This window comes from Psychrobacillus sp. FSL H8-0510 (assembly GCF_038008345.1).
Classification (GTDB): Bacteria; Bacillota; Bacilli; order Bacillales_A; family Planococcaceae; genus Psychrobacillus; species Psychrobacillus psychrotolerans.
In genome coordinates, this window is sequence record NZ_JBBOYZ010000001.1 from 1894186 (window position 1) to 1909719 (window position 15534).

Consider the following 15534-nt stretch of genomic DNA (forward strand, 5'->3'; position numbering starts at 1 on the left):
TCCACAACTCTCTAGTTTTGTTATCTGTTAGAATGGACTATATAATCCTTTTGAATTTAAAAATAACTTCTGTAATGAAAAAGCAATGCTGCGGTTGTTATAATGGTGTAGGTCACAGACGTAAGGAAAACAATATTCGGAGAAAACTCAAACTTTTTCTCTTCCATTCTTATACCTGTGGAACCTTGTATACTCATATCCAAACCTCTAGTACTAAAACCATCACCTTTAGAAGTAAAAAACCAAATTACGGCGGTAGCGGCTAAACCAATAAAACATGAATAGTCAATGAATTTTGTATGCGTAAAATATGTAATACCAAAACTCAAACCTATTAAAAATAGAATAGTAATAACACTAGTTAGTAGTTTTCGGATCAAAACGAATTATCCCCTCTCATAAAATTTTATATATCTAAATATTCTTATAATATATACGATTAAGTAATTACTTGGTTTCGTAAATTTTTAAAACTAGTTTTTCTATTAACCTCCATATTTTATTAAAAAAAGCTTTACTCCTTCTTGAAGTAAAGCACTCGTTCATTCATTTAAAGCGTTCCACTATGATTGTCATACCGTCCCACTTCTCGAAGAGCTTCTGCTTCAGCTGAACTCTGGTTTAAAGTCTTTTCCTGTTTATTTAAGTTATATTTCCTTCGAGTCAAAACATCCACTAGATAACTAACTAAAATTAAAGCCACTGCGGAGCCGTAAATAATCCACATCACCCAATGCATACAATTTCCACCTTTCATTCAGTGATCGCTTCCATCGTTCCTCAAAATATTAATATACGTTTTATAGCTATAAATAGTTTAAATTATCGGTATTTTATAATTAATCGTTTCCAATCTATTCCTAGTCAGACTCACTGTGAAAATACTTATGTTATGTTGAACTAAGCTGCTGCGTTAGGTGAATAAGAAAGCTATCATTACAGGCAGCTACTTGTTTAACTAAAGCACATCATTAGGTGAACAATTCAATTAGGATAGCATCAACTCTTATCGTTATCATTTCTTCTTTTATAACTTTCAAGCACATCTTCAACCGTTAATCTTTCTTTTATTCTTTCCCCTTGTTCTTTTTCAAGTAATTTGCCAATAGCTGAATTGTTAATTCCTTTTGTTACTGCTGCTTGAATCACATAATATAATATAAGAAATGCAATAATCATAAAACCAATACTTAAGTATCCTTCCATAATAACTATATCCTCTCAAATAAATATTTTTAGGACGACTCCAACTAATTTGCAGCTTTACTTGAATCCTTTTCAAAGGAATTGAGGTTCCATTTTTAAATGAATTTCACAATTAAATTATCAAAAACCCATTTTGCCTTTATTTAATGATAAAAGTATATCTTCACATACTGGAGAATAAACAATAATTCCCACTTCACCTGACTCTTATTCCATTATTTTTCAAGAACTTTCTCCACTCTCGAACCTATTTTACAATTTTTTCATTTTATTATTCGCTCTGTAAACTTATTGTTCTACTAAACCGCACCTTTAGTTTAAAATGAAAAAAAGGTTTTACCCCTTCTTGAAGTATAGCTCCACTTTAATTCAAGAAGAACATAGGGTTAACGCATGGTCTAAGATTAATTTCGAAAGTTCATGGTCATTAATTACAAATGGTACTTCAGAGGGTTCAACCCAAATTCGAGCAGACGATTCATGTTCTCGGAGAAAAGGTAAACATTCGATAACATCCATTCTAAAAAAAGCTTGATAAGCAATCAAGGGATACTTTCCTCTTGAATCAAAGGATAGGTTTTCTTTATGGCTCACTTCAATTGAACCTATGTACTTAATTGTTCCCTTCACATATCCCTCTTCATATGTTTCGCGTAGTATGGCTTCTTCTATTTTCTCACCAGTCTCCACGTGTCCACCCGGATAATTAAACCCTCGATCTTTTATATGAGCTAGTAGTACTTTCCCATCTTTAATGCATACTGCATGAACACTTGTCACTTTTAAAGACTCAGTTAATTTCTTTTGGGGCATCCAGGTAAGTTTCACATTATTTCCACCCCAATCAACAAAAATAGTCTGCATTAACTATCTCAACTCCCTGTCTTATGTATTAACTAAATTATTCATTAAATCACTCTATATTAACCTGAATAAGAACCTTTTCTTCTAATGTACATTTTGTTCGCAATATACATATGCTGCATTTTATCAAAGGATTCTAGAAATTTTCACCTTTAAATGTTAATCTTAAAAATGAAAAGAGGGAGGCTATAATATGTCACCATTTTTATTTGTCATTATTCTAATCTTGATTGGTATTTTTTTAATTATTCATTCCAATAAGTTACCTCACCCATTAACAACATTTATATGCGTATTTGCTATTATGTGTGTCATTTACGCAATACAATATATCCCAATGTTGATTTCAATTTTCTGATAAAAACCAAATTAAAATTTTCCTTACTAATCTTATTCACCTAAACTCTAAGGTAGTTCAATAAGAAAAAAGCTCTACCCCTTCTTGAAGTAGGTAGCCTTTATTTGAAACAAAAAATAATTAAAGTTTAAAACCGAATTACAAACTTTTCCTAAAGGAATAACACCATTTGTCATAGTTTAGTTTATCTTCATAAAATCGGTGTGCATCAATTCTTTGTAAACCTGACTCTAAAGCTACATACTCTGCCCCATTTTCATTAGCCCAATCGTGTATGTACTGTAACAATTTCTCTCCATAACCAAATGACCGTTGAGACACATCAGTTACTAAATCATAAATAAAAATATGACGCTTATTATAAAAGTTAATTCTCCAACTTAATCCAGCTAATGATACTATTTCATTTTCTACGTACATTGCGTATAGTTTATATCCATCTTTACTCATATCTAGAAGTAATTCTATGTATGTTTCTTCTGTTAAATCAGTTCGCAATTGTTTCATAATAGGAAAAGCTTCTAACCACTGGTTGGTATTTGTTAATTCAGATATAGTTTCTAATATAGAATTCGCCATACTTCAATTCCTCCAATTTTAAAAAATCTCTCAAGTTATACCATCTATTACTGCAGAATTTACTCTTCAACTAAACTGCTGCGTTTGTCAAAATACATCCTAGTCTATAATTCTATTAAATTGGCAATAATCCTTTTAATATTACTATTTTTGTATCGCAGCATAAATTTTTCGAGAAAATTTTTCTACATCATTTGGGAAAGCAACATAATCAATGATCACTTCTTCTATTAAACTGTTTCGTTAGTATTATCGCCTTAAACTAAACTGCGACTTTGGTTTAGTTAGGAAATAGGCTCTACCCAGTGAAGCAGCCGTTAGATAAAGAAAGAATATTACTTGCCTGTTTTAATTGCAGTTTCACTGATAATTAAACTAAGCTGCAATCGACCTAACCATTTTTCAGAATCACTAATAATCCTTGTAATTCCATTCGTTTCTTCGTGGTATTCTAAGCCTTCTACGGAGCGATAGTTTACATCTAATTTCGCGATTCTAAGTGCAATCATTGCCCATTCAGCATCCGTCATTTTTTCTTTTGAATTTCTGTCTATGTATTCAGCACTTTCCCTTGAAAAAGAACAAGAACCAGCTGTGATATCAACTTCTTTACCTAGTTCTAAAGAAAAGATCTTATTTGTAATCTTCTCTGTTTCAATCCATTCTACAGGGTGTGTTTTCATTGCTCTTTCGGTACGACCTAAAATTTGATAATCATGATTTGGTATGTCTAATACTATATTTTTTAATTCATCTAAATGGTTCTTTCCCCAAGTTAATATTCGATCAAAGTCACAATAATGATAAAATTGACTTTTACCAGTGAGACTAAAGTTTAATGCTTTTCTACGTGCCTGTGCTGCACCTTCTTTAGGAATTACTTTAACATTTAACATGCTTCTTTCCATTTCCTTTATTAATTCAATTGACGATTCCTCACTAATTGCAATGAAAATCTCTGAATAAATACCTTCAAATTCCTTTTGTAATTCAGTAAATAGCTTTATATTTTTTCCTTTGGGATCGTGAGTAACTGTCAATAGATCTATTTCGGACACGCTTTACACCTCCAATACCTTCCGAGAATAATTCTCCATTACAGCTTTATTTCCTTTATTCTTCTTGAAGTAAAGCACCCATAGTTGAAGAAGGATTAAAGTTCGTAATTCAATGATCTCTCTTTTTCATTTCCTTATTATTTGTTTATTAATTCGATTTTTGTTCCATGACCAGACCTGGGTAAACTTGCATCCATGGCGTCGTACCAAACTTTTACTTTGTCTCCTACTTCAATACCAGAAATTTCTGTATCAAAGCCAAAGTATGATGCTTGTAACGATTTTGAAATGACCTCTTCTTCAGATAGAATCATTGCATCTTCCTCTAGTTCTTCATAAATAAAGACTTCACGATCGTCTACCTTAGCCACAATGCCTTCCATGACCAGTTCATTATCCTTGCTATCTTCTTCACAACCAAAAATAGTAACAACTCCGAAAACTATCAAAAGGAATAGATATAGTCTTTTCACATTTAGCCCCTCCCACTTTAGTTTGTAAGAAAAAAGGCTTTACTCCTTCTTGAAGTAAAGCCTCCCTTAGGTTAACAACACAATAATCGGCATATAAATGAAGTGACAATAAGTAATTATTTCTTACCTTTTCCTTCTAAAAGTATAGGTGCTATATTTAGTAAGATAGAAACAATTGTCAAAAACCATAATGCCCTTTCCATACCAGGTACTACATCCAATAAAGCTGCCCAATCTTCCACCTTTACTCACTGGGATACAAGACTGTATTCTGAACAAAGTGTTAAGGCTGTAAATGATAAGCCTATCGCCATAGCAAGCTTATAATCCTTTCCTACTGTATACATATAAAGATTTATAAGAGTTGCTACTACTGCAATAGCCCCAAATATTATCCACATAGCTATGCTTCCCCCTTTAATTCTTTTATTTTCTACGATAAGTATTCCATCTTTAACTAAACTGCTTCGTTGGTTTAATAAGAAAAAGCTCTCCAACAGACCGCCACTCGTTCAACTAATATACTTTATAGTTGAACAAATGCTTACTTCATAGAAATTCTTACTTTTCACGATTCATCACTACGCCAGTTTATGAATTTACAGGTTTAAAGGTAGTCACAGCTACGCAACTTATTTCATGAATAACTATATTTCATGTTCTTCTCGATACATCCACCTTTACCAATAACACCTTACTTTTGGTTAGGAATAATTAAAATAAAAGCTATAATTCTATCTCCCATTTTTACCGTCCCCATCAATAGACGGTTAAATTTTCTAATGGTTTCAGAACATTCCATTATTACTTAAAAATATTCCTACATAGCCCCTGCGGTATTCACTTGCTTATTCAACTAATCTGCCACTTTGATTCAATAAGAAGTTACGTAAAATACTATATAAATAACACCGTTCTAGTTATGAACGGTGTTATTTTTTACACTAATCAAGTTTTGATTTAAATTAGCTGAGAACTCTATTACTTGATACTTCTATACCTTTAAAACATTAGTACCCGCTTCTCTAACCATTTTTGGTAGCAATTAAAATAATCTTTAGCTAAATTAGCACCGTTATTTACAGTCACTTAAATTCACCTCTAACAATTGGATACCTCAGTTCCACAACATGATTGTGCAGAATTTTGTGGTACCAAACTAACACTACATACACCAGTTTCCGGTAAATCTAGTTCTACCTTTTTAGCCGATTCAAAATCTCCAGTCAAATGGGCCACAATAGATCTAACTTGTTCATAACCAGTTGCCATCAAGAATGTTGGAGCTCGACCATAACTTTTCATTCCTACTATATAGAAGTCTTTTTCGGGTTGTCTTAATATCTCTTCCCCATGAGGTCGAACAGTACCGCAACTGTGAAGGTTTGGATCAATTAATGGAGCAAGTGCTTCGACGCTTTCTGTAGCAGTATCTATGTTTAGTCTGATTTCTCTTTCAAATGAGAAGTCTGGGCGGCTGCCTGTGTTTGCAATGATTTCATCAAAGGTAGAAAGTGTTTGTTCAACACCTTCTAATTCTCCAGTGATTGCGATTCCATCTTTTGTTTTATTTAATTGATGAATAAAAAATGAGGTATAGATCTTTACTTGACCAGCATCAACTAATTGGTGAATACGACTTCCCAACTCCCCTCTTGCTTCCAGAGCATCTTTGTCTTCTCCACCGTAAGCATCTTCTACTGTTTTCTTTCGCATAATCCACGAAATTTCTACATCATCATCTAACTGTGATAATTCTAAAATCGTGTTTATGGCTGAATGACCTCCACCAACAACAGCAACTCTTTTACCTTTATATTTTCCCTTTTGCTCCCCTTTAATATCTGGAATACCATAATATATATGTTGTTTTAGTTCTTTCTCTTCTTTAGTCCAAACATTATCAGCATTTATCGGATTTGGATGTGACCAAGTTCCCGTAGCATCTATAACTGCCCTTGCTTCCATTCTTTTTGATACTCCATTTTGTTCCAGGTATAAAACAAAGGACGATTTTTCACGATTAGCAGATTTCATTTTATCTAACCCTTTTTTACTGATGAAATCAACTTTTGTATTTAGTAATAGAAAAGGTTTTATTTCAGGTAAATTTGCTAAAGGCATCAAATAATCGTTAACTAATTCACTTCCCAAAGGAAGGTTATCTAAAACAGGTGCTTTCCAAGCATGATCTTCTAGAACTTTTTTAGCTATCTTATCAATATTGTATTGCCATGGCGAGAATAACCGTACATGTCCCCAGTTCAGGATATTACTCCCAACACTATCACCTGACTCGATTAATATAAAACGTTCACCGATGTTAGCTAAATGAGCAGCCGCTGCTAAACCTACAGGACCAGCACCTATAATCGCTATTGGTAATTCCTTGTTTAAAGTTGATGCTACATCTAAATAATTTTTTGTAGCAGGTCCGCAGCATCCACCAGAGGTTACTTGGTTCAGTTCAATGTTTTTCATTCTCCATACCTCCATTAAGTTTTATTAACATGTTCTCATTAATTGTATTTTGCAAGTAATATATATTTTTTAAAGCAATACTTAAATTGCTTATATTAAAGGTGTACAACAAACACTTGATTTGGACATGGCTTGATTAAGTAATTTAATTGAACGAATAACTGTATCCTTCTCAAATTCATTCATATGCGAGAATACTTCCTCTAAGTATTCATTCATTGATACATCAATGGTAGTAGCGACAAATTTACCTTGTACTGTAAGGGATAAAAGATATACCCTTTTGTCTGCAGCAGATGGTGTTTTCTTTACTAAATCCATTTTAATAAGTGTCTGAATTTGCCTACTAAAAGTAGTTATATCCATTGCTATCGTTTCTGCAATTTGTTGCATCGATGGTGTAGTTTGCTTATCTATTTCATAAAGAATGTGACTTTGTACCAGTGATATATCCACGGTTCCAACTGAACAACAATTTTTATTAAGAAGTCCAAATCTGCGAGTAAGTACTTGAAATAGTTCACGTTTGTTTTCCATGTTTTCACCTCTATATAATATATACACCGTTTACTTGCAAAGTGCAAGAATTGACTTTAAGATTTATTAAATACTCAGCTGCTTCATCTTCTCTTGCATGGTTGGCTAGAACCTACCTAGCCAAAAAGAAAAAATGATTCCCATCATCAGTATGATCGGAACCATTTTTATTCGGATTAATTCTACTGTCTATTAGTGAATTCCGTTCCCTCAACGAAGCAGAATGACCAGAAGGAAAACTTTTGCTTCTCGATTTAGCTGGTAAGAAATAGTATATTTCACTCGCCATATTCTTTTATCATGTGGCAATCACCGGATTCTGTTGTTTGATCTCTTTTATGGATAAATGTACAGTATAATTCCCATACTCGAGAATTGTATCCAGAAAAAGATTTAATTGCTCTTGTGAGTTAACTTTTATCTTTACATGATAACAGGCTTCTCCAGATACGCGGTGAACTTCAACTACCTCATTGCGATCATTCATTAATTGTATAAACGAATCATGGTTTGCTGTTTTCATATAAATAATGACAAACGCAGTATAAGTAAGTCCTAATTTCATCTCATCAACTATTAAAGAGTAAGCCTTAATTACACCACTTTCCTCTAGTTTTTTTATACGGTTCCCTACTGCTTGGCCCGTCATATGAATTTGTTCACCTAGGTCTTTCCATTGAATACGTGAATTTTCGGATAATACCCGAAGAATCCGAAAATCAATATTATCAAGTTCCATATTAAATTCCTTTCACCATGAAAATTTTTAAGATAAAAGCATTTCGCCAACATATCGATAATAATCAATATACGTTCTATGATTATAGTGTAACAAAATACTTTAAATGAGGTGTAGAATTATGAGCATAGCTCTAATTATTGTAGATATTCAAAATGACTATTTTCCAAATGGGAATATGGAATTAAGCAACCCTGAAAAAGCAGCCACTAATGCGGCGAAAGTGCTTGAATGGTTTAGACAGAATCACAAAGATAACATTTTCCATGTTCAACATATCGCAGGTGATCCAGCATTAGGATTCTTCCTCCCGGGTACTGTGGGAGCTGAAATACATGAAACTGTTCAACCATTAGAAACTGAAAGCATCATCACCAAACATTTCCCTAATAGCTTTTTAAAGACCGAATTAGAAAGTAAATTAAGAGAAAGTGGCGTAACCAAGGTAGTAGTATTAGGCATGATGACTCATATGTGTATTGATGCAACTGTCCGAGCGGCTGTGGATCTAGGCTTTGAGACGACACTTATTGAAGATGCGTGTGCAACACTAGAATTGTCTTATAATGGTAAGGTTGTTCCAGCTGAACAAGTTCATCATGCGTTTGTCGGTGCGCTTAACGGTATGTATTGCGCTGTAGAATCGACCGAAGATTTCCTGCAAAAAAACTTACAAATCATAAAGAACATTTAAATGTAAAACGCTGTCCAGATGCTATTTTTTTCTGGACAGTTTTTAAACTTGAAAGATAAAATAGATGGATAGTAAGGAATGGATATGAATTTATATATGAAAGGCAAAAGGAAATGATGCTCAAGTAGGTTCCATATCTAAGTTTCTAGCTCTCTGAGAAATAGCATAGTCAATAGTTTCAAGTTTTTTCTTTACCGAAATAAAAAATTGTATATGAAAGATTAGAGTCGATTATCTCGTAATAAGCTTGCCAATTCTCCCCTTCTCCTTGATAGGTCAACACTTTTCCCTTCTCACTAAACGCTACTCAAGATATCAGCCCAAGTGAAATTAAAATTTTATCTATTACTTTCCTTAATGATATTGAACCAAATGTTTGTTCAACTAAATTGCATCATTAGTTAACAAGAAAAAAACTTTACCCATTCTTGAAGTAAAGCTCCCGTGATTTTTAGACGGATAAAAAATCATTTATACACTTTCCATTCTTGATAACACTCAGCATAATAATTAATAATAAGAATGATAGAACATCTATGCAGCTTTTATATCTCTTTAACTAAAGCACTCCGTTTTCCTAATATGTGTTGTATAATAGTGGTAAATATACACCCGGAGGTTTTTATTTGAAAAAGTTATTAGTGTTATTATTATTTTTCGCAACAGTATTTATACTAGCTGGATGTGGTGACGTAAATCATGAACCTACCGCTATTGAATCTACTATTGGATCAATTATCAAAGATGAATATAAAGTATATGAAGATAAAGGTATCTTCTTAGTTAAAATATACGACAAAGATATTAATGAGGGTTCAAAAAATGCTTTGTTAAAGAATACTAAGGAAATGTTAGCAGGCTTATCGAAATTAGATCAAGTGAAAACTGTGGAAATTAAATGGTACTCACCACCATTTACTGACCAATCCGATAAGGAACCTTTTGAAGAAATATTAGCAGTAAGGTTTGAAGCTGATACGTTTGCAAAGGTGAATTGGGGAAATTATACGAAGTTAGATTTAGAATCAATTGCAAACAAATATAAACAGAATGATACATTAAAAGATTAATAAAAAGGCATTGGTAAAGATAAAGTTTGGTTTAAAAATGTTCATAAAAAATGAGCTGGGAATTGTCTTACAACCATAAATGAGAACCAAGATTTAAACTCTCCAACAATTACTAATTGGTGAAGTTCTACTGTTTCCCCTTCATTTAAAGTTGCAAGCTTTTTACCATTATCTAGCGCCTTTGATTTTCCGTCGTTTTTGCGTTAATCCTTCTTTGGATCAATGCCTCGATAGATATAAAGAGTTCTTTCTAATTAATCAAACTAAATTGTTATTCCTAACTAACTTCCCAGCCATTTATTTAATATCTATAATTGTACAACCACTCTTAATCAAAGAAATTGACGATAATTAATGCTACCTTTTCAATCTTAAATTTCTAATTAAGTCTTGAATATTCTCAGCAATATACTCAAAAGTACCTCTTTCAAAATCTTCTAATTGAACTATTCCACTATCGTTCTCGACAACGACTAGTAACCCATTTCCCTCAATTCCAATAGGTATCTTCACTAAACTATCCCCGTGATTATTTTTATATCCTCTCAAAGACTCTCTAAAAGAACTTATTTTTTCATTCGGAAGGACCGGTTCTAATTTTATATAGTGCTCTTTAAAAAAACCATCTAAGTCAGCAAACCAATATGAGTTAAAATAATCAATTATTGATTTATTCAAATTTACTTCAAATTCATCTTCTAATCTTTTATAATCTTGTGAAACATTCATTTCTATAGGTTTCCATGAGATATATTCTTCCTCATCAACTTCACCTTCATAAATTATTAGATTTCCATCATCATTATTTACTGGTGTTTTAAATAAAAAATCTAAACCTTCAGATGCTAACTCTTTCCTCTTCTGAAAATATATATTCATTGCTTCTTTTGTTGACAAATTTATCATCCTTTACTTATTTATAAATTTTTCAAGTAATTCAACGTATTTACTATCATTCCCCCATACACCAGCAGTTTTTTTAACATTATGAATTCCACCTGTTACTGGGTTAGGATCTTAAAAATTGAGGGCTTTTTTACTTCGCAATATGTATCAAATGCGACATAAAAACTCCTATTTTCTTCTTAAAGGGACACCCTACTAATAACTATTTCTCTGTTTACTCTGTGTACTTCTTATGTTCTTCCCTAACAAAGTTAATAGCCTTTTCAACAGTTAATATATTTTCCTTATGCCAATTTTCACCCATTTCTCTTACCAACGGGTGAACCATCCCAATGCTACTAAAAATTGCAACATAATCAAGTAATATATTTATTACGCCATCTTTTAATCCAAAAAACTGCAAATCCTTAACAAGCTTTATATCATCCTCTGTAACAGTACCGTAGCGTTCATTAATAATATCAAAAGGGGTTGTAGTTTTAACCTGTTTTACATACCACTCATCTGGTGTCATTCCTGTTTTGTCTTTAAATTTCACCTCAAGTTTTGCATTCCATTCCTCTATTGTTATTCCGTGTATTTCTTTAAATCGTTCTTCTGGTGTCGTCCCATGTATTACTTTACCTAGTACTTTCCCCATTCGTTTTTTATCTTTCATCTTCCCTGTTTTAGCCTTATTTTTTTCTTCCAGTTTCGCATTCCATTCCTCTGTTGTCATTTCCTTTACTTCTTTATATCGTTCTTCGTCTGCTATTCGATGTATTTTTTTATCTCTTTTTTTATCTTTTTTCATTCCTTTACTCCTCAATCCAGTAGTTTTAAGTTGTATTTTTGCACGTATTTCCTTTCCCGATCTAATCTTCTTACTTTAGTTCAATAAGAAAAAGAGCTTTACTCCTAGTATCTTTAAGTGACACATTACTCATTTCTAGTCCTCCCTAAAACAAATCTTGAATTTTTTACGTTTGGCTCAGTGGAATGTGACTCTCGCCCACCTCCAAATACTCTTAACGTAAAAACTTTCTTATAAGGCTCTTCTAAGCGAAGTAACAATTAGGAAAATGGAAAGTCTCGCCCATTAGAATGAGTAAATCTAATAAAAATATATTTCCAAAGAAGGATGATTGTTAAGGAGTATAGAATATATATAATAATACCAAAAATGGGGGAACTAATTTGAAAAGTGAAGTTTGTGTTATAAGCATTTATGTGCCCAATTTAAACAAAGCAATCGACTTTTATACCAATATTTTAGGTTTTGAATTAAGCAAACAATATAACCCTAAGCTTGCGTCACTTGTTCACGGAGAGTTACCAATTATTTTAGAAGAGAACGATAATGCAACCTATACTCAAGATATATCAGGAGTTGTATTAGGATTGCTAACTGAAGATATTTATGAAAAAGTTAAATTCTTAAAAGAGAGAGAAGTGAATTTTGTTATAGACGAACCAACTAATTGTCCTCCAGGAAAATATATTAGTTTTAGAGACCCTTTCGGAAATGTTTTAGAATATCTTCAATTTGAAAATTTGTAACAAGTATGAAAGTGTTACGGTTGACGGGGATTTTGTGAAATTAATTTCCCCGTTACTTATTTGTGCATTATAAGAGAATTCTATAGTTTATATTGAAAATAACTCTTCTAAAAAACCTTTATATTTTTAATTGGAGGTAACTAATATACCAAGTTTAGATAGTTACAAAAAGGAGGCTATCCTAATGAGTAAAAAAGAAATCTTGCAAAATGGAGTCAACCAAGTTTTTTACGAAGAAGAATGGTACCCACCAATATCAGAAGCGTTAAAGAATCTTACCGCTGTACAAGCATGTTGGAAACCTGTTGGAATGGCCACTAATACAATTTGGGAAAATGTAAACCATTTACTAATCTTTAAAGAGCGTTTACTTTCCCGCTTACTTCAAGATGACACATTTGTTGTTCCACAAAATAATGATGACACATTTGTCCAAGGTGGACCTAATGAGGAAGAGGCTTGGCAAGAGACAGTGAGTCGAACGCTTCACGTCCATGATGCCTTACAATCTTCATTAACATCCCTTCAGGAAGCACAATTAGATCAACAATGTCCTTCTCTGCCAGTTTGGCAACAATATCTAAATATCCTTTTGCATGATGCCTATCATACAGGACAAATTGTACAACTTCGTAAACTACAAGGTTCATGGCCAGCTAGGCGCTCACATTTATAAAAGATACTGCTAGAATTGCTTGAGTTCGTACACAACAAAACGATTGTACATCAAATAAAACCCTGATTTCTCAGTATTAAATTGAGAAATTGGGCTTTTTATTAATCCATAATACCGTCCTTTTATTCATTTCAGTCATTGCTTCCATCGTTCCTTAAAAGATTATTTATGTTTTATAGCTATCATTAGTTTCGCTCGTCAGTATTATTGACTAACCAGCGACTTTCATTCAATAAGAAAAGATATCTTATTCCCTTTCGATAACGTTCGTTAAACAAGATGATACTACCTCTCTAAATTCTCAAGTTCCCAATCTTTTTACATAACTCTTTAGCTCTTTCAGACAAAAAAACCTTCTGATACAAGTATTTGGCTAATTTTGACCTAAGAAATTCATCACTACAGTAGAACAGAAAAGAAGATAAAAGAGAAATAATGAAGTAAAAGTTGAATATTTCGCTACCAGAAAGTAAAGCTGGAGTTACAACAAACAAAGCAGCTAGGAATAAGTGCATAAATAATGCCAAAATTACTCTAGGAAAAGATTTTAGTTTTTTTGTAACGAAATCAGAGAAAACAGATGCTGGTACTCCATAAATTAAAAGAATTGGAAATAGATAAATACCAACTATGATTGCAAGACCTGTCTGTCCTGAGAATGAAAAGTTTACCATAACCAAGACACAAGCCATTACCGCGGAGATAAGCTTTCGAATAATTATGTTACTCACCCCAATCAAAATAATTACCTTTTGAATATACTGATTGGTTATTTCACCAATCGTCCTCAGAATTCCTTCTTAAACTAAACTGCTTACGTTAGCCCATTAAAAAACGGCTTTACCTCTTCTTGAAGTAAAGCCTTTTCGTTTAATAAGAAAAATTATTAGAGTATTTTGGTCATGATCAAGTCCACTTGCTCATCATCGCCCATATAAAAAGAGTGAGCACCCGTTTGCAAAAACCCTTTTTTCTTATAGAACGCAATGGCATTTTCATTTTCTTCCCATACGCCAAGCCAAATTTTCTCTTTCTTCTGTACTTTCGCGATTTCCACTGCTTTATTGAGTAGATGCTTTCCTAACCCATGTTTTTGGAATTTCTTCTTCACATAGATACGCTCGACTTCAAGTGAGTCATCACCCATTGCTTCCGATTGGGCATCACCAGTATTAGTTTTGAGGTATCCAGCGACTTCCTGATTATAATAAACAAAAAAGAATTGTGAAGACTGATTAGTTAATTCTTGTTTTAGTTGGTTCACGTTGTATGCCCTTTCCAAATAGGCATTTAGGTGTTCAGGGGAATTATGGTCCTTAAAAGTCTCAGTAAAGGTTTCCACACTGATGGCTTGGAGGTTAAGTGAATCTTCAAGAGTACATTTCTTTATCGTCATTAAACAAGGCAACTCCTTTAGTATATTAATAGTTTCTTTTGTTTCCCTTTTTAACTAATTCCCAGTCTTTTTCGATATTTTTTCTGATTTGGTGCAAAAAATCGAATGTGGTTTCTGCATCTTTTTCAGAAAATCCTTCTAATGCAACATGGTTGGAGTATTCATTTTCTCTTTTAATGAATGGGTAGACCGTATTCCCTTTCTCCGTTGAATATAGTTTTTTGATCTTTTTATTGTTCGCGGCACCTTTTTTCTCAATAAAGCCGTTCAACTCTAGTTTTTGGATAGCACGAGTTGCCGTAGACCGGTCCACTTTAATCATCTCTACTAACTGTTCCTGGATAATTCCCGGGTTCTCACAAATCCTCACCAGGTACAAGTACTGACCTTTTGTTAGTTCAAACTCTTTGAATTCTATGTTGCTGATGGAATCCAATGCCCTAGCAATCATGCCAATTTCACGCAAAATTTCTTTCATAAATAGCTCCTCCGTAAATATCTTTGTTGTAAATGCAATAATAAGATCTACATTCATCTTAAACTAAAATTATTGCATTTGCAATAAAAATAATGATGTAGAGGTTGATTAATGTGAAGTATATTTATTATATAATAGGAATTTTAATGTTAACTTCCAATCTCATTAACGATACATTAGAATTTTGGAACCTCGCCATTTGAGGCACTTCTAGTAGACTAACTCTAAATACGGAACTTATACTAATACACCAACTAGATGCCATACATCAACAAAAGATACACTACGTTTGCTTCATGAAAAAACCACTTTCCAATAACTTATGGAAAGTGGTTTTTAGCATCTTTGTAGCTTTGAAATAAAGTGTGATTTGTAGGGAACCATTTAGGATTGAGGCAAAATCTCTTAATTTGCACATCAATAGACTAACACTATTATCTTTTTGTGCTTGGATTTTTAACGTATCACTTATGGCATCTC

General features: G+C 32.9%; 19 protein-coding genes and 1 pseudogene. 5 read left to right on the plus strand and 15 right to left on the minus strand.

Features of this window, described 5'->3' with window-relative positions; all coding sequences use genetic code 11:
• Positions 1–56: 56 nt before the first annotated feature.
• From MHI40_RS09355 to MHI40_RS09405, 11 genes and pseudogenes are all read right to left on the minus strand, one after another.
• Entirely contained in the window at positions 57–380 is a 324-nt protein-coding gene (locus MHI40_RS09355; protein WP_340762403.1) for a hypothetical protein, read from the minus strand.
• 170 nt (positions 381–550) lie between these two features.
• A complete protein-coding gene (locus tag MHI40_RS09360; RefSeq protein ID WP_340762404.1) occupies positions 551–739 on the minus strand; it encodes a hypothetical protein in 189 nt (62 codons plus the stop codon).
• A gap of 260 nt (positions 740–999) precedes the next feature.
• A complete protein-coding gene (locus MHI40_RS09365; protein WP_340762405.1) occupies positions 1000–1206 on the minus strand; it encodes a DUF6019 family protein in 207 nt (68 codons plus the stop codon).
• A 369-nt stretch (positions 1207–1575) separates the two neighbouring features.
• The gene (locus MHI40_RS09370; protein WP_340762406.1) at positions 1576–2034 is read right to left on the minus strand and encodes an NUDIX hydrolase; all 459 of its coding nucleotides are present in this window, start codon (positions 2032–2034) and stop codon (positions 1576–1578) included.
• A gap of 532 nt (positions 2035–2566) precedes the next feature.
• Positions 2567–3007, minus strand: a complete 441-nt coding sequence (locus MHI40_RS09375; protein ID WP_340762407.1) for a GNAT family N-acetyltransferase — start codon at positions 3005–3007, stop codon at positions 2567–2569.
• A gap of 335 nt (positions 3008–3342) precedes the next feature.
• Complete coding sequence (locus MHI40_RS09380; RefSeq protein ID WP_340762408.1) at positions 3343–4065, minus strand: hypothetical protein; 723 nt, start codon at positions 4063–4065, stop codon at positions 3343–3345.
• A 137-nt stretch (positions 4066–4202) separates the two neighbouring features.
• A complete protein-coding gene (locus tag MHI40_RS09385) occupies positions 4203–4538 on the minus strand; it encodes a DUF3221 domain-containing protein (RefSeq protein WP_340762409.1) in 336 nt (111 codons plus the stop codon).
• A 116-nt stretch (positions 4539–4654) separates the two neighbouring features.
• Positions 4655–4939, minus strand: a pseudogene (locus MHI40_RS09390) (hypothetical protein).
• 700 nt (positions 4940–5639) lie between these two features.
• Positions 5640–7019, minus strand: a complete 1380-nt coding sequence (locus MHI40_RS09395) for an NAD(P)-binding domain-containing protein (RefSeq protein WP_340762410.1) — start codon at positions 7017–7019, stop codon at positions 5640–5642.
• A 90-nt stretch (positions 7020–7109) separates the two neighbouring features.
• The gene (locus MHI40_RS09400) at positions 7110–7556 is read right to left on the minus strand and encodes a MarR family winged helix-turn-helix transcriptional regulator (protein ID WP_340762411.1); all 447 of its coding nucleotides are present in this window, start codon (positions 7554–7556) and stop codon (positions 7110–7112) included.
• A gap of 298 nt (positions 7557–7854) precedes the next feature.
• On the minus strand, positions 7855–8295 hold the full coding sequence (locus MHI40_RS09405) for an Lrp/AsnC family transcriptional regulator (RefSeq protein WP_340762412.1): 441 nt from the start codon (positions 8293–8295) through the stop codon (positions 7855–7857).
• Positions 8296–8416: 121 nt separating this feature from the next.
• On the opposite strand from MHI40_RS09405, the gene MHI40_RS09410 reads away from it, so the two are divergent.
• Entirely contained in the window at positions 8417–8989 is a 573-nt protein-coding gene (locus tag MHI40_RS09410; RefSeq protein ID WP_340762413.1) for a cysteine hydrolase family protein, read from the plus strand.
• A 626-nt stretch (positions 8990–9615) separates the two neighbouring features.
• Positions 9616–10059 (plus strand): hypothetical protein, encoded by a 444-nt coding sequence (locus MHI40_RS09415; RefSeq protein WP_340762414.1) that lies wholly within the window; start codon positions 9616–9618, stop codon positions 10057–10059.
• Between the two features lie 357 nt (positions 10060–10416).
• On the opposite strand, the gene MHI40_RS09420 is transcribed toward MHI40_RS09415, so the two are convergent.
• Together MHI40_RS09420 and MHI40_RS09425 are read right to left on the minus strand one after the other, a co-directional pair.
• Entirely contained in the window at positions 10417–10938 is a 522-nt protein-coding gene (locus MHI40_RS09420; RefSeq protein WP_340764453.1) for a SecY-interacting protein Syd, read from the minus strand.
• A gap of 241 nt (positions 10939–11179) precedes the next feature.
• Positions 11180–11758, minus strand: a complete 579-nt coding sequence (locus tag MHI40_RS09425) for a DnaD domain protein (RefSeq protein WP_340762415.1) — start codon at positions 11756–11758, stop codon at positions 11180–11182.
• Positions 11759–12141: 383 nt separating this feature from the next.
• Between MHI40_RS09425 and MHI40_RS09430 the strand changes: the two genes are divergently transcribed.
• From MHI40_RS09430 to MHI40_RS09440, 3 genes are all read left to right on the plus strand, one after another.
• On the plus strand, positions 12142–12504 hold the full coding sequence (locus tag MHI40_RS09430) for a VOC family protein (protein WP_340762416.1): 363 nt from the start codon (positions 12142–12144) through the stop codon (positions 12502–12504).
• A gap of 184 nt (positions 12505–12688) precedes the next feature.
• Entirely contained in the window at positions 12689–13180 is a 492-nt protein-coding gene (locus MHI40_RS09435) for a DinB family protein (protein WP_340762417.1), read from the plus strand.
• A gap of 447 nt (positions 13181–13627) precedes the next feature.
• Positions 13628–13777, plus strand: a complete 150-nt coding sequence (locus MHI40_RS09440; protein ID WP_340762418.1) for a hypothetical protein — start codon at positions 13628–13630, stop codon at positions 13775–13777.
• 289 nt (positions 13778–14066) lie between these two features.
• On the opposite strand, the gene MHI40_RS09445 is transcribed toward MHI40_RS09440, so the two are convergent.
• Together MHI40_RS09445 and MHI40_RS09450 are read right to left on the minus strand one after the other, a co-directional pair.
• Positions 14067–14576: a GNAT family N-acetyltransferase gene (locus MHI40_RS09445; RefSeq protein ID WP_093533896.1), complete on the minus strand. Its 510-nt coding sequence runs from the start codon at positions 14574–14576 to the stop codon at positions 14067–14069.
• Between the two features lie 25 nt (positions 14577–14601).
• A complete protein-coding gene (locus MHI40_RS09450) occupies positions 14602–15054 on the minus strand; it encodes a MarR family winged helix-turn-helix transcriptional regulator (protein WP_340762419.1) in 453 nt (150 codons plus the stop codon).
• Positions 15055–15534: the final 480 nt, after the last annotated feature.

What these genes read in the sequence shown, in the direction of transcription:
- MHI40_RS09400 (WP_340762411.1), bottom strand. Translation starts at nt 7,556, where the DNA reads ATGGAAAACAAACGTGAACTATTTCAAGTACTTACTCGCAGATTTGGA.
- MHI40_RS09425 (WP_340762415.1), bottom strand. Translation starts at nt 11,758, where the DNA reads ATGAAAAAAGATAAAAAAAGAGATAAAAAAATACATCGAATAGCAGAC.
- MHI40_RS09365 (WP_340762405.1), bottom strand. Translation starts at nt 1,206, where the DNA reads ATGGAAGGATACTTAAGTATTGGTTTTATGATTATTGCATTTCTTATA.
- MHI40_RS09435 (WP_340762417.1), top strand. Translation starts at nt 12,689, where the DNA reads ATGAGTAAAAAAGAAATCTTGCAAAATGGAGTCAACCAAGTTTTTTAC.
- MHI40_RS09360 (WP_340762404.1), bottom strand. Translation starts at nt 739, where the DNA reads ATGCATTGGGTGATGTGGATTATTTACGGCTCCGCAGTGGCTTTAATT.
- MHI40_RS09410 (WP_340762413.1), top strand. Translation starts at nt 8,417, where the DNA reads ATGAGCATAGCTCTAATTATTGTAGATATTCAAAATGACTATTTTCCA.
- MHI40_RS09420 (WP_340764453.1), bottom strand. Translation starts at nt 10,938, where the DNA reads ATGAATATATATTTTCAGAAGAGGAAAGAGTTAGCATCTGAAGGTTTA.
- MHI40_RS09395 (WP_340762410.1), bottom strand. Translation starts at nt 7,019, where the DNA reads ATGAAAAACATTGAACTGAACCAAGTAACCTCTGGTGGATGCTGCGGA.
- MHI40_RS09375 (WP_340762407.1), bottom strand. Translation starts at nt 3,007, where the DNA reads ATGGCGAATTCTATATTAGAAACTATATCTGAATTAACAAATACCAAC.
- MHI40_RS09450 (WP_340762419.1), bottom strand. Translation starts at nt 15,054, where the DNA reads ATGAAAGAAATTTTGCGTGAAATTGGCATGATTGCTAGGGCATTGGAT.
- MHI40_RS09445 (WP_093533896.1), bottom strand. Translation starts at nt 14,576, where the DNA reads ATGACGATAAAGAAATGTACTCTTGAAGATTCACTTAACCTCCAAGCC.
- MHI40_RS09405 (WP_340762412.1), bottom strand. Translation starts at nt 8,295, where the DNA reads ATGGAACTTGATAATATTGATTTTCGGATTCTTCGGGTATTATCCGAA.